The organism is Enterococcus canis NBRC 100695 (assembly GCF_001544375.1).
GTDB classification, from domain to species: Bacteria; Bacillota; Bacilli; order Lactobacillales; family Enterococcaceae; genus Enterococcus_H; species Enterococcus_H canis.
In genome coordinates this window covers 288581-310642 of the sequence record NZ_BCQJ01000002.1, presented here as the reverse complement: position 1 = coordinate 310642, position 22062 = coordinate 288581, and the positions used below count along the sequence as shown (strand labels likewise).

Below are 22062 nucleotides of genomic sequence, written 5' to 3'. Positions count from 1 at the left end.
TGCAATTAGATTAAAATCTTTCTAAAATATACATGAGTATTATATCAAACAGTTTGTTAGATAATCAACAAGCTGTTGGGTAATGTACCATTACAGAAGGAGGGGCAAACAATGACATTACGAGCAGGTATTGACGTAGGCTCCACAACCGTGAAATTAGTCATTATGAATGAACAGAAGCAGCACCTGTTTGCAAAATACGAGCGGCATTTTTCTGATGTTCAAGCAGCCACCGTTAAAATTTTGCAAGAGGCAGCGGCTCTTTTAAGTACCGAACCCGTTACCATGGCCATTACAGGTTCCGGTGGCATGGGTTTAGCGGATGTTTTAGGAATTCCTTTTGTCCAAGAGGTGATTGCCTGTACCCGCACAGTCGAGGAAGTGATTCCGGAAACGGATGTTGCCATCGAATTAGGGGGCGAAGATGCCAAAATCACCTTTTTTGAAGGGGCGTTAGAGCAGCGCATGAATGGTAGCTGTGCAGGGGGGACTGGTGCGTTTATCGATCAGATGGCAGTGCTATTGAAGACCGATGCAAACGGAGTCAATGAACTAGCTAAGGATTACCATACTATCTATCCAATCGCTTCCCGCTGTGGCGTTTTTGCGAAAACAGACGTACAGCCCTTAATCAACGAAGGGGCAAACAAGGCCGATATCGCTGCCAGTATTTTCCAAGCTGTGGTTAATCAAACAATTGCCGGCTTAGCCGCTGGCCGCAAAATCAAAGGGAAAATCGCCTTTTTAGGAGGCCCTTTGTACTTTATGTCGGAATTGCGGCGTCGCTTTATCGAAACCTTGAATATTGCACCAGAAGACGTGATTTTTCCAGAACAGCCCCAACTTTTTGTGGCGATGGGAGCCGCCTTTTATTCAGAGTCAGCGCCGGTGATGACTTTAGCGGAGTTGTTGGAACGTTTGACCCATGAAAATAGTGAAAAGTTAAAGCCAACCGATACCTTGACACCTTTATTTCAAGATGAGGCAGAATTAGCGGCGTTTCGGGCGCGGCATCAACAGGCGCAAGCTACCGAAAAACCACTGGCTGCTCATACAGGTGCCAGCTATCTTGGAATTGATGCGGGGTCAACTACCACTAAAGTGGCGTTGATTGATGCTGAGGGTCAACTGCTTTTCAGTTTTTACGGCAATAACGAAGGTCAACCACTAGAGACATCTATTCGCGTGCTGAAGGATTTATACCGACAAATGCCCGCAGACGTCTATATTGCCAAAGCAGCGGTGACTGGTTATGGCGAACAGTTGATTAAAAATGCCTTGAAAGTGGATATTGGTGAAGTTGAAACCATGGCCCATTATAAAGCAGCCAATCATTTCCAGCCAGGCGTCGATTTCATTTTAGATATTGGTGGTCAGGATATGAAAGCCATGACCATCAAAGAAGGCGTTCTGTCGTCGATTCAACTAAATGAGGCCTGTTCCTCTGGTTGTGGTTCTTTTATTGAGACGTTTGCTAAATCCTTAAATTATAATGTGGAGGATTTTGCGCAAGCAGCCTTAGCGAGTCAAGCGCCAGTGGACTTAGGTTCTCGCTGTACTGTTTTTATGAACTCCAAAGTGAAACAAGTCCAAAAAGAAGGCGCCTCAGTGGGAGATATCTCAGCGGGACTTTCCTATTCGGTTATTAAAAATGCAATTTATAAAGTCATTAAAATTCGCCGACCAGAAGAATTAGGTGAGAAAATCGTCTGCCAAGGTGGGACTTTTTACAACGAAGCTGTGCTGCGCGCCTTTGAAATGATCAGTGGTCGTGGAGTGGTTAGACCTTCAATTGCCGGTCTGATGGGAGCTTACGGGGCCGCCTTGATTGCCATGGAAAATGCTGAATTAGAAGAAACTTCCACCATTCTAAACTTGTCAGAGCTGGATGCCTTCAATGCTGAGAAAGAATTTACCCATTGTGGCTTGTGTGAAAACAATTGTATGCTGACTGTGACGGTCTTCTCTGATGGCCGTAAGTTTATTACCGGCAATCGGTGTGAACGTGGTGCTCAAATCAAGATTAAACGTGAAGACCGTCGTGTTAACTTGGTGGATTATAAATATAAGCGTTTATTCAAATATCGACCATTACGGAAAGACGTCAAATACGGTGAAATCGGGATTCCGCGGGTTTTGAATATGTATGAAAATTATCCTTTGTGGCATACCTTCTTTACGGAATTAGGTTTCCGAGTCGTCTTATCGCCACGCTCTAATAAAGAACTCTATGAACAAGGGATGGAAACAATTCCCAGCGATACGGCTTGTTATCCAGCTAAAATCACCCATGGTCATATCCAAGCCCTAATCGACCAAGGCGTGCCGCGGATCTTTTATCCAGGGGTTGTCTTTGAGCGGCAAGAGGACTTGCAGGCGGATAATCACTTCAATTGTCCGATTGTACAAAGCTACCCCGATGTAATCCGCAACAATGTAGATGATATTCGCGATGGTAAAGTAGACTACCGTAATCCATTCTTAAATCTGGCTGATGAGGCCTCGGTGGCAAAAGTCTTGTACCATACCTTCCAAGATCTGGGTATCACCGAAGAAGAAGTGACAACGGCCTTGCGTCATGGCTTTGAAGAGCTAGACGCCTTTAAAGCGGATATCCGTCAAAAAGGCGAGGACACCTTGCGTGACCTTACTATGAAAGGTGAGCGGGGGATCGTACTTTCTGGCCGACCGTATCATTTGGACCCTGAAATCAATCATGGTATCGCCGAAGTCATCACGCAGGAAGGCTTCCACGTGTTGACGGAGGATAGTATCTCGCATTTAAGTGATGTGGGCAATCTGCGGGTAGTGAACCAATGGGTCTACCATTCACGGTTATATGCAGCAGCTCGTGTGGTGGCCAAATCAAAAAATTTGGAGTTGGTTCAGTTGAATTCCTTTGGCTGTGGGATTGATGCCGTCACAACGGACCAAGTTGAAGAGATTATGAGTCAATACGGTAAAATCTATACCGTGTTGAAAATAGACGAAGGGGCTAACCTTGGGGCGATTCGCATTCGGTTACGTTCATTGAAAGCCGCCGTTGGAGAACGGAGTAAACAAAACTTCGAACCGAAAAAACGATTTGAAGAGCCGGAAAAAGTTGTCTTTACGAAAGAAATGCGTAAAAAACATACACTCTTATTACCAATGCTAAGTCCCATTCACCAAGAAGGGTTAGTCGACGTTGCCTTGAAAGCTTCAGGATATGATGTGGTTTGTTTACCAGCTGAAGACCGGGAAGCAATCAATGTTGGCTTGAAATTTGTGAATAATGATGCCTGCTATCCGGCCATCATTTCCATTGGGCAATTAGTTGAGGCATTGCAAAGTGGTCAATACGATGTCAACAATACCAGTGTTATGATGACCCAGACTGGTGGTGGTTGTCGGGCAACCAACTATATTCCGCTCTTACGGAAAGCCTTAATGGATGCCGGTTTCCCACAAGTGCCAGTCGTCTCTGTTTCATTAGGTAATAAAGGGGTTGAATCCAATCCTGGCTTTAAATTCACCTTGCCAATGCTGAAACGCTTAGTGGTGTCTTTCTTATATGGGGATTTGTTTGAACGCGTCGTTTACCGGACTCGTCCTTATGAGCTGGAACCAGGTACAATAGACCGTCTCCATGCTAAATGGCTCAAGAAAATCGAAGGCAATGTGCGTAGTGGCTCATTGACTGGCTTTAACCAAAACATGAAGAAAATCATCAAAGAATTTGATACGGTACCATTACTTGATGTTGTGAAACCAAAAGTCGGGGTTGTAGGTGAGATTCTAGTGAAATATTCACCAACAGCCAACAATGATATCGTGCGCTTATTGGAACAAGAAGGTGCCGAAGCCGTTGTACCTGACATTATCGGGTTTATGAATTACTCCTTGTACAATCAAATTTGGAAATATGAAAATCTGGGCATGTCCAAGCAGAGCAAAAATCTGGCGAACTTTGCGATTCGTTTGATCGAAATCGTAGAAAAACCAATGGATCGAGCGTTACGCCGTTCGCAACGATTTGACGGGTTACATTCGATTCATGAGTTAGCTGAAGATGCGTCAAAAGTTCTGTCTATCGGTAACCACACTGGTGAAGGTTGGTTCTTGACTGGTGAAATGATTGAACTGCTGAAATCAGGGGTCGATAATATCGTCTGCATGCAGCCATTTGGTTGTCTGCCCAATCACGTTGTTGGTAAAGGGGTTATAAAAGAGCTGCGTTCTCAATACCCTAAAGCGAACATTGCCGCGATTGACTATGATCCAGGAGTTTCACTTGTGAATCAGCTGAACCGCATCCGCTTGATGATGGCAACGGCTAATAAAGCAATCCAAGTAGCAGAAACGCGTTAATATCGGAAGGAGAGGTTGGAACAGAAGCGTCTAACTCCGAGAAATAAGAAGGAATACAAGGAAATTGCTCTTCAAATTTTTGTGTATTCCAGCTTATTTCCGCAGGAGTTGCTTCTGGTTCCACCGTTTATTTGGATACAAAGAGTCTGGGACATAATTTCTTGTGTTATGTCCCAGATTCTTTTTTTGAACATCCAGTAGCTGCATTTTAAAAAAAGTTGTTTATAAGGTATATACCAGTTATAATATAGAAAAGGTTGGAAAAAGGAGGAGTTCATGTGGCAAACAATGTACCGGTCTATATACAGATCCATGACCAGATCAAAACTGAAATTGAAAAAGGTAAATGGAAGATAGGGGATCGGCTGCCATCAGAGCGGGAGCTTTCGGTACAGTTCAATGTCAGCCGCATGACCCTACGTCAAGCAATTCAGACTTTGGCTGATGAAGGAATCCTTGAACGGAAGATTGGTTCTGGGACTTATGTTGCCCGCAAAAAAGTCCAAGAAAAAATGTCGGGAACTACTAGCTTTACGGAAATCATGCTGTCGCAAAATCGCAAGCCTTCCAGCAAAACGATTTCTTATTTTGTAGCCAAACCTAGCTCTAGTGAGATGGAAAAGCTACACTTAGGCGAAGAAGACTCTATCGTCCGCATGGAACGGATTCGTTACGCGGATGATGTGCCCATCTGTTTTGAAGTGGCAAGTTTACCTTTAGACATCGTGGGCGAGTACAGCAAACAAGAAATCAGCCGCTCACTCTACCAAACCCTTGAAAGTAAAGGCGGTTTGAAAATTGGCCATGCCAATCAAACCATCTCAGCTATGGTGGCGTCAGAACGAATCGCGGAATATTTAGACGTAAAAAAAGGCGCGGCCATTTTGCGGCTACGCCAAGTGTCTTATTTGGAAGATAGCCGACCATTCGAGTACGTACGGACCCAATACGTCGGCAATCGCTTTGAATTTTATTTGGAAAAATAATCAATGTACCTGCTTAGTGCCTAGCCGCAAAGCAGGTATTTTTATTTTGCGACAGTTTGGTAAAGTGGCCAAAGCTCTTCTAAGACGGCAGTTGTCAGTTGTTCTAACGGTCGCTCAATGACTTCCTCCGGTCGCCAGACAACTCCTAATTGGATACTAGCAGTTGAAAGCGAACTGATTAATTGGTGTTGTTTTTCTGGAGATGTTAAAAAATCTTGCAGCCACCAATGAACTGCCCACTCTGAACTTTCATTCGTCCAAATTTGATAATGAAAATGCGTCTTTTCTGCCCAAGCAGGTAAGGCCTTCAGTAGGCGTTCGTTATAGTCTTGACGACTTACCAGCGTTTCATCCGCCTTATAGTGCTGCCACATCAAATAAACCTGTAACTGCTGCCGATTTAACAACTGGGCTAGTGTAGAAGCTTCTCCTTGGCGCTGGGATGTCCGGTAAGCACACCAAAAATGATTACGCAAATTCCAGCCGTTAGTCCAACTTTCGACCTTAGGGATGAGTGGGTAGTGAAGCTCTTCGTTAGTTGCTAGCTGCAACGCCTTCCAGTCTGTCCAAATATGTTTATACTGCTGCTTGATTTCGTTTAGTTGCTCTTCTGAATAGCGCTCTTTTAGTTGTTTGAAGGTAAATAGCGAACGGTCAAAAAGCGCAAAGTGTTCCTGCGTAAATTCCATGGAATCATTCTTTCTATTAAATTCGTTGTTCAAAATAACGAGTCGCACCTTCAGTAAAGGTGACTTGACCACTCAAAAGGTCCGTAATCATTTCTTGATAAGTAGTTAGTTGTGACTCTGTTACCATAACGGTAACCACCACTTGCTCCGTAAAGACAGTATCCGCAATCGTCAACTCTTGTAGCTCTAAAAAATTTTGCAATTTACCCAGCAATGGATAACTGATGGTGATAAGTAGTTCTTGTTGCAACTGCCCTTGGACAATACCAATAGCTGTTAAAGCTTCAGAAACAGCGTGGCTATACGCGCGAATCAAACCACCGGCCCCGAGTTTAGTACCGCCAAAATAGCGCGTAACAACAGCCGCTACGTTGATCAACTCATTCTTTTTTAGAACCTCCAACATTGGTATACCGGCGGTACCGCTGGGTTCACCATCGTCACTGGAACGTTGGATTTCACTACGTTCACCTAACAGATAGGCACTACAATTGTGGGTCGCTTTCCAGTGCTCCTTCTTAATTTCTTGAATAAACTCACGGGCAGCATCTTCTGATTCCACTCTTCTCAAGGTACAGATAAAGCGGCTTTTTTTGATCTCTATTTCATGCTGACCATTTTCAGCTAGCGTATAATAAGTGGGTAACATAAGCGCCTCCTTTTCCTTTAGTATAGAAAAAGGTAGCCAGAAAAACAATTAACTAACGGGATTCTTTTCACATTATCCAAAGTATGCGATAATCAAAGGGGGTGCTGTGATGAGTAAAGAACGACCAAAAAAATATGACGCGATTACGCAATATTTCCGCGTCAATGGCGGCTCACAAGTAACACTGACGTTTACCCAATTTGATGAACTCCTTTTTCCCAACAGCGGTTTGCCCAAAACAGCACGGATTGATACGGATTGGTGGGCCAACGATTACCGCCACCCTGAAAAAGGCGCCTATGGTTGGTTGAATGCCGGTTATGAAGTAGTACGAATCAATTTAGAAAAAGAATTTATCGTTTTTAATAAACTAGTGAAATCGACTTCATTATTTACGTAAAACGTAGGTTTTAAAAATGTAATCGTTGACAAAATAACAAAAATAAGTATAATAGATTTTGTAGCGAAGGAAGAATGACTCGCTAGTTTTTAAGATGAGAAGGGAAGAATTCATTATGTCAAAAAAAACAATTATGTTAGTATGTTCCGCTGGTATGAGTACTAGTTTATTAGTTACAAAAATGCAAAAAGCTGCTGAACAAGACGGTATCGACGCTGATATCTTTGCTGTTTCTGCTTCAGATGCTGACAACAACCTAGCAAACAAACCAGTTGACGTTTTACTTTTAGGCCCTCAAGTTCGCTTCATGAAAGGCGATTTTGAAAAACGCTTAGCATCTAAAGGTATTCCATTGGATGTCATCAACATGGCTGACTATGGTATGATGAATGGTGAAAAAGTATTACAACAAGCCTTAACAATCATTGGCGATAAATAAAAACTTTTGAAAGCTGTCTGTAAAAAGACAGCTTTTTTTATTTGGTACTTACCCAAAATCTAAGGGGAAACGCGGTTAGCCATAGCCCAGGTGCGCGCTCTGTGTTAGGATAATTTGGGGAGGGATCAGATTGGAAAGTTGGTTATTCTTAGGTTTGATTTTATTGATTGCATTTATTGCGAAAAATCAAAGTTTATTGATTGCGGCATTAGTTGTTTTGGTCATCAAGGCGCTGCCGGGAACGGATAAGTTATTGACAACAATTCACGGAAAAGGTATCAATTGGGGTGTGACGATTATTTCCATCACAATTTTGATTCCAATTGCCACAGGTGAAATAACATTTCGCGATCTATTACAATCCTTCAAGTCGCCTGTTGGTTGGATTGCGGTCTTTTGCGGCATTTTGGTAGCCGTGCTGTCTTCCAAGGGTGTGGGGCTGATTGCTGAAAGTCCACAAGTGACGGTGGCTCTAGTGGTGGGCACCATTATCGGCGTGGTCTTTCTGGACGGAATCGCGGCTGGACCGGTAATTGCTGCCGGTATGGCCTATTGTTTGATTCAAGTGGTGGAATTTGTTACCCGCTCATTTAGTTAGATATAGAGAAAGCCTCTAAAGGCTAGCTGTAAGCTAATCTTTAGAGGTTTTTCTGCGTTTGATCTAAAGTTTGGTTCATCCAGGCTAAAATATCGCGATAAACCAATTCATGATGGTTTTCATTCAGAATCTCATGGCGATACTCTGGATAAAGCTGGAGCCGAACGTGATGCTTGCTATCTCGTAAATCTTTTGCCGTTTCAATTGGACCTTTTCCCATATTGCCTACTGGATCTTGGGCGCCACTGATCACCAAATAGGGAATCATGGGTACTTTTTGCCCCCAACCCTTTTCAGTCCCCTGCATAATCAAGCTAAATAAGGTGGCGAAACCATTATTGGTAAAAACAAAGCCACTATTTGGATCGGCTTCATAGGTCCGCACATTCTCATGATTGGCACTAAGCCAAGCATTTTTTGAGCTTTCAGGAAAATAGTACTGGAAGGAGCCAAAAATCAGCTCTTGCAGCAGTTGATTGACGGTTGTCGGCGCCAACTTGGCGGGGAGCTGCACTAGTTTTTGTGCAAGCGCCAATTCTTTACGTCGACCGCCGGTTCCCATCAAGATTGCACCACAGACATTAGCGCTAACGGGTTGTTGCAAAACATTACGTAAAATAAAGGAACCCATACTGTGTCCTAACAGAATGATAGGTAGCTGGGGATAGCGCTGTGAAAGCTGTTCCGTCATCATCTGACTGTCGCGAATCAGTGCTGTGGGACCTTCTTCACAAAAATAGCCTAGCTGTCCAGCTTGGCGCCCGGTTTTACCATGCCCTAGATGATCGTGGCCGCCGACGATAAAGCCGTGCTGGTTCAGCCAAAGTGCAAATTCTTGGTAGCGGTCAATATGTTCTGACATACCGTGGATGATTTGAAGTACGCCTTTTGGCTGAGCAACCTCTGCCCAGATTTTACCAAATACAGGGGTGCCACTAATGGATTGAAATTGGATCTGCATTTTGTCGCCTCCTCCGTTTCATTATACAATGCTTTCTGTTTTTTGCGTACTTGTAGAAGAGGTGAGTGTATGGAACAACAGAACTATTTCGGCAGATTAGTCTTTTTGTCGGAATCTTTACCTAATATAGCCGGTCAGCCAGCCCTAAGTGTCAGAGGCAAGTGGGTTGTTTGTCAGCGCTGTGGCGAAAAAACGCTTAAAAAACAAGTTTTGCTGGCAACGGGGCATTACTACTGCCCTCATTGCTTGATTATGGGGCGAGTCAGCAGTGCGGGCTGGTTGTATTGGTTACCGCAGCCACTCTTCAAATTAAATCAATGGCAATTGACTTGGCAGGGAGAACTGACGGTAAAACAACAGCAGGTGGCAGATCAATTACTAGACTGGCATGACAAGCGGCAAAATGGTCTGGTCTGGGCGGTGACGGGAGCGGGGAAAACTGAGATGATGTTTCCGGTGATTCTGGCTGCGTTGAATCGAGGTGAGCGGGTGGCTGTCGCTTCTCCGCGAGTCGATGTCTGCTTGGAGTTACAGCCTAGGCTGGAACAAGCCTTCAATGGCAAAGTGATTCTACTTTATGGCGGTGAAGATTACCAATATGGCCAATTGACGCTCTGTACGACCCATCAGTTGTTGCGGTTTAAAGAAGCTTTTCAGCTATTGATTATTGACGAGGTGGATGCTTTTCCATATGTATCTGAAAAGATGCTGCAGTATGCGGCACAGCGAGCCTGTCAGCCACAAGGGACATTGCTTTATTTAACGGCTACGCCGACGACGGCACTTAAACGACAAATAGCCAAAAAAGAATTGTCCGTTATGATTTTACCGCGGCGCTTTCATGGTCAGCCTTTAGTAGTGCCGGAATTTTTATGGTGCGTTGGTTGGCGACAGTTGTCAGCGTCTGCCTTGAAAAAGATTATCAAACTTATCAATACTTGGCGCAGACAGGGGGAACCGTTGTTGCTTTTTTGTCCAGAGATTCGTTATATGGCGAAGCTAAAAACCGCATTGCAAGCTTTTTTCCCAGAAATCACAGCGGTTCATGCAGCAGACCCACAACGCCAAGAAAAAGTCGCCGCCTTTCGACAAGGCACGAATCATTTGCTGCTTTCTAGTACAATTCTAGAGCGTGGGGTAACCTTTCCCGGTGTTAACGTGTTAGTGATTGGTGCCAATGACCGCGTCTTTAGTAAGTCGGCCTTGGTACAAATAGCGGGGCGAGTGGGGCGCAGTTTAGCGAAACCAGATGGTTTTGTAGGGTTTCTCCACGATGGACTTAGCCTAGCCATGAAAAATGCCCGTCAGGAAATCCGCTTTTTAAATCGGTTGGACTAAATGATGTGCTTATTGTGTCAAAAAAAGATGCAGTGGACACTAGGTCAACTTCTTTTACCTAGTCACTTACGTCAACCCATCTGCCCAGCGTGTCGTGCGTTATTTACAAGAATCAGTTCTCCACATTGTCCTTTGTGCTGTCGGCCTGGTAGGGCAGACGTATGTGGAGATTGTCGCCATTGGCAGAAATGCTATCCTAAATGGCAATGGCAGCATCACGCCTTGTACTGCTACGATGAGGCGATGCAGGCGTATTTTCATCAATTCAAAATTTTAGGGGATCAGCGCTTGGCAGCCATTTTTGCCTCTGAAATCAAGCAAGCTTTGCCGCAAGCAGATTTACTGATTCCGATTCCGTTAAGCCGGGATCGGTTGCAGCAACGAGGTTTTAATCAAGTAACCGCGTGGTTAGAGCTAGCCAAGATTCCTTATGTAAAAGGCTTGTCTAAGGCGGAAATGACACCACAGTCACATAAAAATCGGCAGGAGCGTTTGGCAACACCACAGCCCTTTGAACTGTGCCTTTCACCAGAAAAGATAACAGGGAAAGACATCCTCTTATTAGATGACATCTATACGACTGGGCGGACGTTATTTCATGCTATGGAGATTTTGCAGCGTTATCACCCCCAGTCAATAAAAAGCATTTCTTTAGCCCGATAAATAACAAAAGTAAGAATAGCGTGAATTTGGTAGCGATTTACTTTGCAAAACGATGAGACTTCGTTATAATAGAGTTAAGAAGAGATGGCAAGAGTGGTCCTTGCCAGACTCTTTAGTTGTTAGATGAAAGGGGTAATTGTTATGTTTAGATATAACGTACGTGGAGAAAATATCGAAGTTACTGCGGCAATTCGCGATTATGTTGAGAAAAAAGTAGGGAAATTGGAACGGTACTTTACAGATGTTCCCGAAGCAACAGCTCACGTAAACTTAAAGGTTTACACTGAGAAGACAGCGAAAGTTGAGGTAACAATTCCTCTTCCATATTTAGTTTTACGTGCTGAAGAAACTTCACCAGATCTTTACGCAAGTATCGACTTGGTCGTGGATAAATTGGAACGTCAAATTCGGAAGTTCAAAACAAAAATTAACCGTAAATCTCGCGAAACAGGGATTGATACCGGGAAAGCTGCTGTTATCTTAAACGATGAACCAGAAGAAAATGATTCTGAATTAGATATCGTCCGCACAAAACGGTTATCTTTGAAACCAATGGACAGTGAAGAAGCCGTTTTACAAATGAACATGTTAGGCCATAGCTTCTTCATCTTTGAAGATGCAGAAACGAACGGGACAAGCATTGTTTACCGTCGTAAAGATGGCAAATATGGCTTGATTGAAACAGACTAAGAATGAACCAGCAAGAAGCGGCGTAAAGCCGCTTCTTTTTTTGAATAAAAAACAATAAAAATATTTCAAGAAGGCCTTTTTACATAGGGAAGTTATTTCTTTTCTTATAAACTAATGATAGAATAAGAAAGATGAAATACGAAAAAAATGGAGTATGAAGACAGGAAGGAATACGTAGATGGCTAATTTTCTTAAAAAGATGATTGAGAATGACAATCGCGAATTAAAACGCTTAGATAAAATCGCAAATCAAGTTGAAAGCTTTGCTGATCAGATGGCGGCTTTAAATGATGAACAATTACGTGGAAAAACAGAAGAATTCAAAGGACGCTACCAAAAAGGCGAAACTTTGGATCAATTATTACCAGAAGCTTTCGCGGTGGTACGTGAAGGTGCGAAACGGGTCTTGGGTTTATACCCATACCATGTTCAGTTAATGGGTGGGGTTGTACTGCACGATGGTAACATCCCTGAAATGAAAACTGGTGAAGGGAAAACCTTGACTGCAACAATGCCAGTTTATTTGAATGCTTTAACCGGCGACGGCGTTCACGTAGTAACAGTCAATGAATACTTGTCTACACGGGATGCTAGTGAGATGGGTGAGTTGTATAACTTCCTTGGCTTAACCGTTGGCCTAAACTTAAATTCGAAAAGTCCGGAAGAAAAACGGGAAGCCTATGCCTGCGACATCACATACAGCACAAATAACGAATTAGGTTTTGATTACTTGCGTGATAACATGGTGGTTTACCGTAACCAAATGGTACAACGACCATTGAACTATGCAATCGTCGATGAAGTCGATTCCATTTTGATCGATGAAGCCCGGACACCGTTGATTATTTCCGGTCAAGCCGAAAAAAGTACTGCTCTATACACACGAACAGATAACTTTGTTAAACGGTTGAAAGAGGAAGATGACTATAAAATTGATATCCAATCTAAAACAATTGGCTTAACAGAGGCCGGTATTGAAAAAGCTGAAGAAACCTTTGGCTTGGACAACTTGTATGATTTAGCCAATACAGCCTTGACGCACCATATGGATCAAGCATTACGGGCTAACTACATTATGATTCGTGACATTGACTATGTGGTTCAAGAAGGCAAAGTCTTAATCGTTGACCAATTTACTGGACGGATCATGGATGGTCGCCGCTACTCAGACGGCTTGCATCAAGCGATTGAAGCCAAAGAAGGCGTTGAAATTGAAGACGAAACGAAAACAATGGCTACTATTACCTTCCAGAACTATTTCCGGATGTATAAAAAATTGGCGGGGATGACCGGGACTGCCAAAACGGAAGAAGAAGAATTCCGTGAAATCTACAATATGCAGGTTATCCAGATTCCAACGAACAAACCAATTATTCGTGACGATAAAGCAGATTTACTTTATCCAACATTAACCAGCAAATTTAAAGCAGTAGTCCAAGATATCAAAGACCGCTATCGTAAGGGCCAACCAATCTTGGTGGGGACTGTCGCCGTTGAAACTTCAGAAATGCTTTCAGAAATGTTGAATGCTGAAAACATTCCTCACGAAGTATTGAATGCGAAAAACCACTTTAAAGAAGCGGAAATCATTATGAATGCTGGTCAAAAAGGCGCTGTTACTATCGCTACCAATATGGCTGGTCGGGGTACCGATATCAAGCTTGGTCTAGGAGTTGTTGAACTAGGCGGGTTAGCTGTTATCGGGACAGAACGTCATGAATCTCGTCGTATTGATAATCAGTTGCGGGGACGTTCAGGTCGTCAAGGAGATCCAGGGGTATCCCAATTCTATCTATCATTAGAAGACGATCTAATGAAACGATTTGGCTCAGAGCGGATCAAAATGTTCTTAGAACGGATGAACATTGATGAAGCCGATGCGGTAATCCAAAGTAAGATGTTAACTAAACAAGTAGAAGGCGCCCAAAAACGCGTCGAAGGGAATAACTACGATACACGGAAGAACATCTTGCAATACGATGATGTAATGCGGGAACAACGGGAAGTTATCTATAAACAACGTTTACAAGTGATTACAGAAGACAGCGACTTGTCAGAAGAATTATTGAATATGGTAAAACGCAGTATTGAACGCGCAGTAGACAGCCATACTCAATTAGATAAGGCTCAATGGAACTTGGAAGGAATCGTTGACTTTGCGGCGTCAGCCCTTGTTCACGAAGATACGATTTCTGTTAAGGATTTAGAAGGCAAAACGCCTGAAGAAATGAAATCTTATTTGATGGGTCGCGCCAAGGAAATCTACGACCAAAAAGCAGCACAATTAAATGGACCAGAACAAATGCTGGAATTCCAAAAAGTTGTCATCTTGCGCGTAGTAGATATGAAATGGACAGATCATATTGATGCGATGGACCAATTACGTCAATCAATCGGGTTACGGGCATATGGTCAAAATAACCCATTAGTCGAATATCAAACAGAAGGTTACAACATGTTTGAAGACATGGTTGGAGCTATCGAATTTGAAGTGACTCGTCTCTTTATGAAAGCTGAGATTCGTCAAAACGTTCAACGGGAACAAGTTGCGCAAGGCCAGCCACAGCAGGAAGATCCTGATGCAGGGAAAGTTAGCGCAGACCAGCGGAAAAAACCGGCTCAATCAAAAAAAGTTGGCCGAAATGATCCATGCCCATGCGGCAGCGGAAAGAAATTCAAGAATTGCCACGGGAAAGACCAATAAGAACGGTAGGCTGAAAGTTACGACATGTGCGTAGGTTTCAGCCTACTTGATTCTTATACGCTTTCTCGTTATAGTGAAGAAATAAACAATGAAAGAGGGATTCGATGGAATTAGCAGAAGTTCGCAATCGCTTAGATGAAATGCGCCACACAATCAACAGTTTTAGGGGGTCTCTTTGACTTAGATCAGTTGGAAGAGGACATCGCTGAAGGGGAAAACCGCATGGCGGAACCTAGCTTTTGGGATGATACGGAGGCTGCGCAGGCGGTTATCAATCAAACCAACGAGTATAAAGAGAAATACGAGCAGTTTCATACGATGGAGTCTGAGCTGGAAGAGCTAGAACTCATGCTGGAAATGCAGCAAGAAGAGTTTGATGAAGAGACGCAAGTCGAGTTGGAAGACCGTTTGCAAAGCTTGCAAGAGCGGCTATCGACGTATGAACTGTCCTTATTATTAGATGAGCCTTATGATAAAAATAACGCCATTTTAGAATTACACCCGGGTGCGGGCGGTACCGAGTCACAGGATTGGGGCAGTATGCTTTTAAGAATGTACACGCGCTGGGCGGAGGCTCATGGTTTTAAGGTAGAAACTCTAGATTACCAAGCTGGCGACGAAGCGGGAATTAAGAGTGTCACTCTTTTAATCAAGGGCTATAATGCTTATGGCTATTTGAAATCAGAAAAGGGCGTTCACCGTTTAGTACGTATTTCGCCTTTTGATTCAGCAAGTCGCCGTCATACTTCGTTTTGTTCAGTGGATGTGATGCCAGAATTAGATGGTTCGATTGATATTGAAATCAATCCTGATGATTTAAAAATCGATACCTACCGTGCTAGTGGTGCCGGTGGTCAGCATATTAATAAAACGGAATCTGCGGTTCGTATCACGCATTTGCCAACGGGTGTAGTTGTCTCTAGTCAGGCGCAACGTTCACAGCTGAAGAGCCGGGAACAAGCCATGGGCATGTTGAAAGCTAAATTGTACCAACTAGAGGTTGAGAAAAAAGAACAAGAGGCAGCAGCTTTGCGCGGCGAGCAAATGGAGATCGGCTGGGGCTCTCAGATTCGTTCTTATGTCTTCCATCCGTATTCAATGGTCAAGGATCATCGGACTAGTTACGAGACGGGTAATGTCCAAGCCGTCATGGATGGCGATCTCGATGGCTTTATTGATGCGTATTTAAAGATGAAATTGAACTAGGGACTTCACGAAATTGAAACAGAATTGTAACTAACTGAAAATGTATTGCAACATATTCATGTTATAATGTCTCAAGGTTCGAGTAAAGAGATGGAGAGAATGCCATGATTGAAATGAAAGATGTAATGAAAAAATATTCCAATGGTACGACGGCAATCCGTAATCTTTCTGTAAATATCGACCAAGGCGAATTTGTCTATGTGGTTGGTCCATCAGGAGCAGGAAAGTCGACGTTTATCAAATTGATGTATCGTGAAGAACGAGCAACGAAAGGCACATTGAATGTAGCAGGCTATGATTTAGTAAAAATCAAAAACCGCGATATTCCGCTTATGCGTCGTGAAATTGGCGTCGTTTTCCAAGATTACAAATTATTACCAAAGAAGACGGTTTATGAAAATGTTGCCTATGCGATGCAAGTTATCGGCCGTAAACCTCGTGAAATCAAAAAACGAGTGATGGAAGTATTGGACTTAGTGGGTTTGAAGCATAAAGTTCGGGTCTTCCCAAGTGAACTGTCTGGTGGGGAACAACAACGGGTCTCCATTGCACGGGCCATCGTAAATACGCCAAAAGTGTTGATCGCCGATGAACCAACGGGGAACTTAGATCCAGAAAATTCATGGGAAATCATGAAACTGTTAGATCGCATCAACGCTCAAGGTACAACTGTCGTGATGGCAACACATAATAGTACCATCGTAAATACGATTCGTCATCGGGTCATCGCTGTGGAGAACGGGCGTATTATTCGAGACCAAGCGGAAGGAGAATACGGCTACGATGATTAGAACCTTTTTCCGACACCTATTGGAAAGTATCAAAAGTTTAAAACGTAATGGTTGGATGACTATCGCCTCTATCAGTGCGGTTACCATCACCTTAACCTTAGTGGGGATTTTTCTAGGCGTTATTTTGAACGCGACGAAACTAGCCCATGATATTGAAAAAGATGTAACAGTATCCGTGTTTGTAGACATTGGTACATCAGATGCAGAAACAAAAGCGTTAGCAGCCCAGCTAGAAAAAATTCCCAATGTTGAATCGGTGAAGTTTTCTAGTAAAGACCAAGAATTGAAAAAAATTCAAGATGTCATGGGGGATGCCTGGAACCTATTCGAAGGGGACAGCAATCCGCTTTATGATAAGTATGAAGTGGCTGCCACACAACCAGAAGATACCAAAAAAGTTGCCGAAGCAGCGGATGAACTACCGAATGTCTTTCGGGCAGATTATGGGGGCGTTTCCTCCGACCGTATCTTTAAGTTAGCCGAAACGGTGCGAACTTGGGGATTAGGGGCCGCAATTTTACTCTTGTTTGTGGCGATGTTCTTGATTTCCAATACGATTCGGATCACGATCCTTTCGCGTCAGCGGGAAATTCAGATCATGCGTTTGGTAGGCGCGAAAAACGGCTTTATCCGTTGGCCGTTCTTCTTAGAGGGTGCTTGGATTGGTTTACTGGGAGCTATTGTACCAATCTTAATTGTTACCTTTGGTTACCAACAAGTTTATACCATGGTCAATCCGGAATTACTGCGTTCCAATTATGCGTTATTGCGGCCAGATGACTTCTTATGGCAAGTCAATCTGCTGATTGCTGTGATTGGAATGGTAATCGGTTCACTAGGTTCAACGATTTCTATGCGTCGTTTCTTAAAAATATAATCTCAAAAGCTGGGACTTGTTCCCGGCTTTTTTTATTGCCGAAATAAGGAAAAACGAGCGATTTCAAAATTATTTGAGGACGCTTGCACCGAACTTTACTTATCTGCGTAACTTCGATATGCTTGATTTGAAAGAGGAGGTGGCAAACTGTGGGGTTTATCTGGGACAATTTGTATATCGTGCTGATTATTGCGAATATGCTCTTATCATTGATTATTATTTTCCGAGAACGGCGGGAGACGGCGCAAACTTGGGCATGGCTGCTGGTTTTGATTTTTATCCCGATTCTAGGTTTCTTCCTCTATATTTATTTTGGTAGAGGCTTGTCCAAGGATAAAATGTTTGATGTGAAGATGCAGCCAAAATTGGGGCTGAATACAGAAATCGAGGCACAGAAGCGAGCTTTTGCTCGTGGCGTTTTTCCTAAGCCGCCGACAGATCATGTGGATGTCCGTCAGTTGATTTATATGTTGACGGTTTTTGAAAGTTCCTTATATACGACTAATAACGAGATTCAACTTTATACAGATGGTCAGGAAAAATTTGCCGCTTTGTTGGCAGATATCGACCAAGCTGAGCATCATATCCATTTGCAATATTATATTTACCGAGACGATGAATTGGGACGGAAGGTGCGGCAGCATTTGACGGCCGCTGCACAACGGGGTGTGGAGGTCCGGGTCTTATTGGATGCTTGGGGGAGTATTCAGGTTAACAAAACCTTTTTTGAGGAGCTGCGGGCAGCTGGCGGTCAAGTTATTTTATTTTTCCCTTTGTTTTTACCGTACCTCAATCCACGTAGTAATTATCGCAATCATCGTAAAATCGTAGTAATTGACGGAAAAATCGGTTATACAGGTGGCTTTAATGTTGGCGATGAATACTTAGGGTTAGTGGCAAAATTTGGCTATTGGCGCGATAATCATTTGCGCATCCACGGCGATGCGGTCTATTCCTTGCAAAATCGCTTTTTGATGGATTGGAATTCACAACATTCCAACGAGTTAACCTATGATCAGCATTATTTTCCTAAGATTGACTCGTTAGGGGCGATCGATGCACAAGTGATTACCAGCGGTCCTGACTCTGAACATGAGCAAATTAAGATGGCCTACCTGAAAATGATTTCACAAGCCAAACATGAAATTTTGATTCAAACGCCATACTATATTCCAGACGGGTCCATCCATGAAGCTTTGAAGCTAGCCCTTTTGTCGGGAGTTAAAGTACGGCTGCAAATTCCCAATAAGCCGGACCATATTTTAGTTTACTGGGCAACTTACTCTTTTGCAGCGGAACTCTTAGAGTACGGAGCCATCGTTGAGACCTACGAGATTGGTTTCATGCATGCCAAAACAGTTATTATCGATGGAGGAATCGTCTCTGTCGGCTCTGCCAATATTGACAATCGCTCTTTTCGCTTGGATTTTGAGGTCAATACCATCATTTATGATGCGGCTTTTGCCGGAAAGGTTCGCGACGCTTTTTATCACGACTCAACTAATTCAGAATTGCTAACGATTGAGAAATATGAGCTGCGCGGCTTTTGGATCAAGGTTAAAGAAGGCTTTGCGCGCTTGCTATCACCATTACTTTAACTATCTTTTTAATAAAAAAAGAAGACCAAAGCCATAAGCCTTGGTCTCCTAAGGGATGATAACAAATCATTTTTGGGGAAAATGATTTGTTTTGTGAAACGACAGTATCGACAGTTCGCCATGAATCGGGGATCAACGACGTCTGTATCTTACGTGATAAACTGCACATTTCAGCATCAGTATACCACAAAGCTAAAATCGGGAGTAGTCCTTTTTCTAACAACGCAAGAAAATGTAACTTGCGGTTACATTTTTGGAGCAGGTAATGTAAAATGTACTTGATTTGATTATTGGAGGAAAACAAATGAAGAAATTTAGCCTATTATTAATTTTGGCAACAGTATTCGTTTTAGGCGGTTGTGCTAGCTGGATCGATCGCGGCGAATCTATCACAGCCGTGGGTTCATCGGCATTACAGCCTTTGGTGGAAACGGCGGGTGAAGAGTATAGCAGTGAAAACCCCGGTCGTTTTATCAATGTTCAGGGCGGCGGAAGTGGGACTGGTTTAAGTCAGGTTCAAGCTGGAGCTGTTGATATCGGGAATTCCGATCTCTTTGCCGAAGAAAAGAACGGGATTGATGCGGGGCAGTTAGTCGACCACAAAGTGGCGGTAGTTGGGATCACGCCTATTGCCAACAAAGGTGTTGGGGTGAAAGAGATTTCCATGGAAAATCTGCGTAAAATTTTCCTAGGAGAAATAACGAACTGGCAAGAATTAGGCGGGAAAGATCTGCCAATCGTCTTGTTAAACCGTGCGGCCGGCAGCGGTACGCGAGCAACATTTGAGAAATGGGTTTTAAATGGTCAAACCGCGATCAAAGCGCAAGAGCAAGATTCCAGTGGAATGGTGCGCCAAATCGTAGCCGATACACCGGGAGCAGTTAGTTACACGGCCTTTTCTTACGTATCTGATGATGTAGCGACATTAGCTATTGATGGGGTAGAACCAACAGATGAGAATGTTACAACCAATAAATGGAAAATCTGGTCTTATGAACACATGTATACCAAAGGCGAACCTAAAAAACTTACAAAAGAGTTTTTAGACTTCATGTTGTCGGAGAAGATTCAAGGGTCAGTGGTGGAACAATTAGGTTATATTCCCGTTTCGAAAATGCAAGTGGAACGTGATTGGGAAGGCAATTTAGTTAAGTAGAGAAGCGAGTCGGGAACGCAGGATATAAATCTGGTTTCCGGCTCTTTTTCTTTACACAAAATTTACAATAACTCAATATTCTTTACATGAAGTTTATGCCAAATTGATGTTTAAACAGTAAACTAAGGTTGTCAGTGTTTGTTAAGGAGGAATTATCTTGGAAGATATTCAAAAAGAGTTATTAACAAAATCAAAACGATCCAAAATGGAGCAACGCGGCAAATTCATCAGTTTTTTATGTATCGCGCTGATCGTGCTCGTTGTGCTCTCGATTTTCTATTTTGTTGCCAGCAAAGGGCTTGCAACCTTTTTTACTGATGGTATCAATGTCTTTGACTTTCTGTTTGGTACGGATTGGAATCCTAGTGCTTTAGGACCCGATGGAAAACCAATGGTGGGAGCTTTACCAATGATTACGGGTTCCTTTATTGTGACCTTTTTATCAGCCATTGTGGCGACGCCTTTTGCGATTGGCGCAGCGGTCTTTATGACGGAAATCTCCCCTAAGACAGGAACCAAAATTTTACAACCAGTTATTGAATTACTCGTGGGGATCCCTTCGGTTGTTTATGGGTTTATCGGGTTAACAGTAATCGTACCTTTTGTTCGTTCCATCTTTGGCGGAACTGGTTTCGGGATCTTGGCGGGGACCTTTGTGTTGTTCGTCATGATTTTACCAACGGTTACGACGATGACCGTTGATGCTTTAAAAGCTGTCCCTCGTCATTACCGGGAGGCCTCTTTAGCCTTAGGAGCAACTCGTTGGCAAACGATTTACAAAGTGGTATTGCGAGCAGCGGTACCAGGAATTTTGACAGCCGTTGTATTTGGCATGGCGCGGGCCTTTGGGGAAGCTTTGGCAATCCAAATGGTTATCGGGAATGCCGCGATTATGCCAAGCAGTTTGACAACACCGGCTTCTACTTTAACTAGTATCTTAACAATGGGAATCGGAAATACCATCATGGGTACCGTTGAAAATAACGTCTTATGGTCATTAGCCTTGATCTTATTGCTGATGTCCTTGATCTTTAATATCGTGATCCGCTTGATTGGGAAGAAAGGAGCCTTGAAATAATGAATGCAAAACGCTCTGATAAAATCGCCACAGGAATCCTTTACGGAATCTCCGGGATCATCGTCTTGATTTTGGCGGCCTTACTTTTATACATTTTAGTCCGCGGCTTGCCACATATTTCGTGGGACTTCTTGACAAAACCCTCTAAAGCCTATCAAACAGGGGGCGGGATTGGAATTCAATTATTCAACTCCCTATATTTATTATTAATTACCATGCTGATTAGTTTTCCCCTATCATTAGGTGCTGGAATCTACTTATCAGAATATGCTAAGAAAAACTGGCTGACGGATATTATCCGGACCTCAATTGAAATCTTATCTTCATTACCTTCTGTGGTAGTCGGGCTTTTCGGATTCTTGATCTTCGTTGTGCAAATGGGTTATGGGTTCTCCATCATTTCAGGGGCCTTAGCCTTGACCTTCTTCAACTTGCCGTTATTGACCCGGAATGTGGAAGAATCACTCCAAGCTGTCCATTACACGCAGCGGGAGGCGGGGCTCGCTCTCGGTCTATCACGCTGGGAAACAGTTCTAAAGGTAGTGGTTCCAGAAGCAACGCCTGGCATTCTAACCGGGGTTATCTTAAGTTCTGGCCGGATCTTCGGGGAAGCCGCTGCCTTGATTTATACAGCTGGTCAAAGTGCGCCAGCGCTTGATTTCTCTAACTGGAATCCACTAAGTGTTTCTAGTCCAATCAGTATTTTCCGGCAAGCGGAAACGTTAGCCGTTCATATTTGGAAAATCAATACCGAAGGGACTATGCCAGATGGCGCGGCGGTTTCTGCTGGTGCCTCAGCAGTCCTAATTCTCGTGGTGCTGCTGTTCAACTTCAGCGCACGCTTTATCGGCAAACGTCTTTACCGCAAAATGACTTCCGCTTAAGGAGA

At 43.3% G+C, this 22062-nt stretch carries 19 protein-coding genes; 16 read left to right on the top strand and 3 right to left on the bottom strand.

Annotated features, from left to right (window positions below):
• Positions 1 to 111 precede the first annotated feature (111 nt).
• A complete protein-coding gene (locus ECA01S_RS04880; protein ID WP_067391973.1) occupies positions 112 to 4350 on the top strand; it encodes a 2-hydroxyacyl-CoA dehydratase in 4239 nt (1412 codons plus the stop codon).
• A 278-nt stretch (positions 4351 to 4628) separates the two neighbouring features.
• The gene (locus tag ECA01S_RS04875) at positions 4629 to 5336 is read left to right on the top strand and encodes a GntR family transcriptional regulator (RefSeq protein WP_067391970.1); all 708 of its coding nucleotides are present in this window, start codon (positions 4629 to 4631) and stop codon (positions 5334 to 5336) included.
• Positions 5337 to 5377: 41 nt separating this feature from the next.
• On the opposite strand, the gene ECA01S_RS04870 is transcribed toward ECA01S_RS04875, so the two are convergent.
• Complete coding sequence (locus tag ECA01S_RS04870) at positions 5378 to 6025, bottom strand: HI_0552 family protein (RefSeq protein WP_067391967.1); 648 nt, start codon at positions 6023 to 6025, stop codon at positions 5378 to 5380.
• Positions 6026 to 6041: 16 nt separating this feature from the next.
• Positions 6042 to 6674, bottom strand: coding sequence for a YigZ family protein (locus tag ECA01S_RS04865; RefSeq protein ID WP_067391963.1), 633 nt, complete (start codon positions 6672 to 6674; stop codon positions 6042 to 6044).
• Between the two features lie 109 nt (positions 6675 to 6783).
• On the opposite strand from ECA01S_RS04865, the gene ECA01S_RS04860 reads away from it, so the two are divergent.
• From ECA01S_RS04860 to ECA01S_RS04850, 3 genes are all read left to right on the top strand, one after another.
• Complete coding sequence (locus ECA01S_RS04860) at positions 6784 to 7074, top strand: DUF7662 domain-containing protein (protein ID WP_067391960.1); 291 nt, start codon at positions 6784 to 6786, stop codon at positions 7072 to 7074.
• A gap of 115 nt (positions 7075 to 7189) precedes the next feature.
• Entirely contained in the window at positions 7190 to 7513 is a 324-nt protein-coding gene (locus ECA01S_RS04855; protein WP_067391957.1) for a PTS sugar transporter subunit IIB, read from the top strand.
• A 130-nt stretch (positions 7514 to 7643) separates the two neighbouring features.
• Positions 7644 to 8111, top strand: a complete 468-nt coding sequence (locus ECA01S_RS04850; RefSeq protein ID WP_067391954.1) for a DUF441 domain-containing protein — start codon at positions 7644 to 7646, stop codon at positions 8109 to 8111.
• A 40-nt stretch (positions 8112 to 8151) separates the two neighbouring features.
• Here ECA01S_RS04850 and ECA01S_RS04845 read toward each other — a convergent pair whose 3' ends face one another.
• Complete coding sequence (locus tag ECA01S_RS04845; protein WP_067391951.1) at positions 8152 to 9072, bottom strand: alpha/beta fold hydrolase; 921 nt, start codon at positions 9070 to 9072, stop codon at positions 8152 to 8154.
• A gap of 69 nt (positions 9073 to 9141) precedes the next feature.
• Between ECA01S_RS04845 and ECA01S_RS04840 the strand changes: the two genes are divergently transcribed.
• From ECA01S_RS04840 to pstA, 11 genes are all read left to right on the top strand, one after another.
• On the top strand, positions 9142 to 10410 hold the full coding sequence (locus ECA01S_RS04840) for an ATP-dependent helicase ComFA (protein WP_067391948.1): 1269 nt from the start codon (positions 9142 to 9144) through the stop codon (positions 10408 to 10410).
• A gap of 243 nt (positions 10411 to 10653) precedes the next feature.
• Positions 10654 to 11073 (top strand): ComF family protein, encoded by a 420-nt coding sequence (locus ECA01S_RS14335; RefSeq protein WP_067391945.1) that lies wholly within the window; start codon positions 10654 to 10656, stop codon positions 11071 to 11073.
• 141 nt (positions 11074 to 11214) lie between these two features.
• On the top strand, positions 11215 to 11763 hold the full coding sequence (hpf, locus tag ECA01S_RS04830) for a ribosome hibernation-promoting factor, HPF/YfiA family (RefSeq protein ID WP_067391943.1): 549 nt from the start codon (positions 11215 to 11217) through the stop codon (positions 11761 to 11763).
• Between the two features lie 178 nt (positions 11764 to 11941).
• A complete protein-coding gene (secA, locus tag ECA01S_RS04825; RefSeq protein WP_067391940.1) occupies positions 11942 to 14467 on the top strand; it encodes a preprotein translocase subunit SecA in 2526 nt (841 codons plus the stop codon).
• Positions 14468 to 14571: 104 nt separating this feature from the next.
• Positions 14572 to 15673, top strand: a protein-coding gene (prfB, locus tag ECA01S_RS04820) for a peptide chain release factor 2 (RefSeq protein ID WP_143139544.1) whose coding sequence is annotated in 2 segments (ribosomal slippage) — positions 14572 to 14643 and positions 14645 to 15673 — 1101 coding nt in all. Because the reading frame shifts where the segments join, the coding sequence is not laid out codon by codon here.
• A 104-nt stretch (positions 15674 to 15777) separates the two neighbouring features.
• Positions 15778 to 16464 (top strand): cell division ATP-binding protein FtsE, encoded by a 687-nt coding sequence (ftsE, locus tag ECA01S_RS04815; RefSeq protein ID WP_067391933.1) that lies wholly within the window; start codon positions 15778 to 15780, stop codon positions 16462 to 16464.
• Positions 16457 to 17341, top strand: coding sequence for a permease-like cell division protein FtsX (ftsX, locus tag ECA01S_RS04810; protein ID WP_067391930.1), 885 nt, complete (start codon positions 16457 to 16459; stop codon positions 17339 to 17341). Before ftsE ends, ftsX begins: the two co-directional genes overlap by 8 nt.
• A gap of 149 nt (positions 17342 to 17490) precedes the next feature.
• Positions 17491 to 18939, top strand: a complete 1449-nt coding sequence (cls, locus tag ECA01S_RS04805) for a cardiolipin synthase (RefSeq protein WP_067391927.1) — start codon at positions 17491 to 17493, stop codon at positions 18937 to 18939.
• A 304-nt stretch (positions 18940 to 19243) separates the two neighbouring features.
• Positions 19244 to 20095: a phosphate ABC transporter substrate-binding protein PstS gene (locus tag ECA01S_RS04800; protein WP_067391924.1), complete on the top strand. Its 852-nt coding sequence runs from the start codon at positions 19244 to 19246 to the stop codon at positions 20093 to 20095.
• Positions 20096 to 20252: 157 nt separating this feature from the next.
• Positions 20253 to 21173, top strand: coding sequence for a phosphate ABC transporter permease subunit PstC (gene pstC / locus ECA01S_RS04795; protein ID WP_067391921.1), 921 nt, complete (start codon positions 20253 to 20255; stop codon positions 21171 to 21173).
• Positions 21173 to 22057 (top strand): phosphate ABC transporter permease PstA, encoded by an 885-nt coding sequence (pstA, locus tag ECA01S_RS04790; RefSeq protein WP_067391917.1) that lies wholly within the window; start codon positions 21173 to 21175, stop codon positions 22055 to 22057. The genes pstC and pstA overlap by 1 nt, the downstream gene beginning before the upstream one ends.
• The last annotated feature ends 5 nt before the right edge of the window (positions 22058 to 22062 follow it).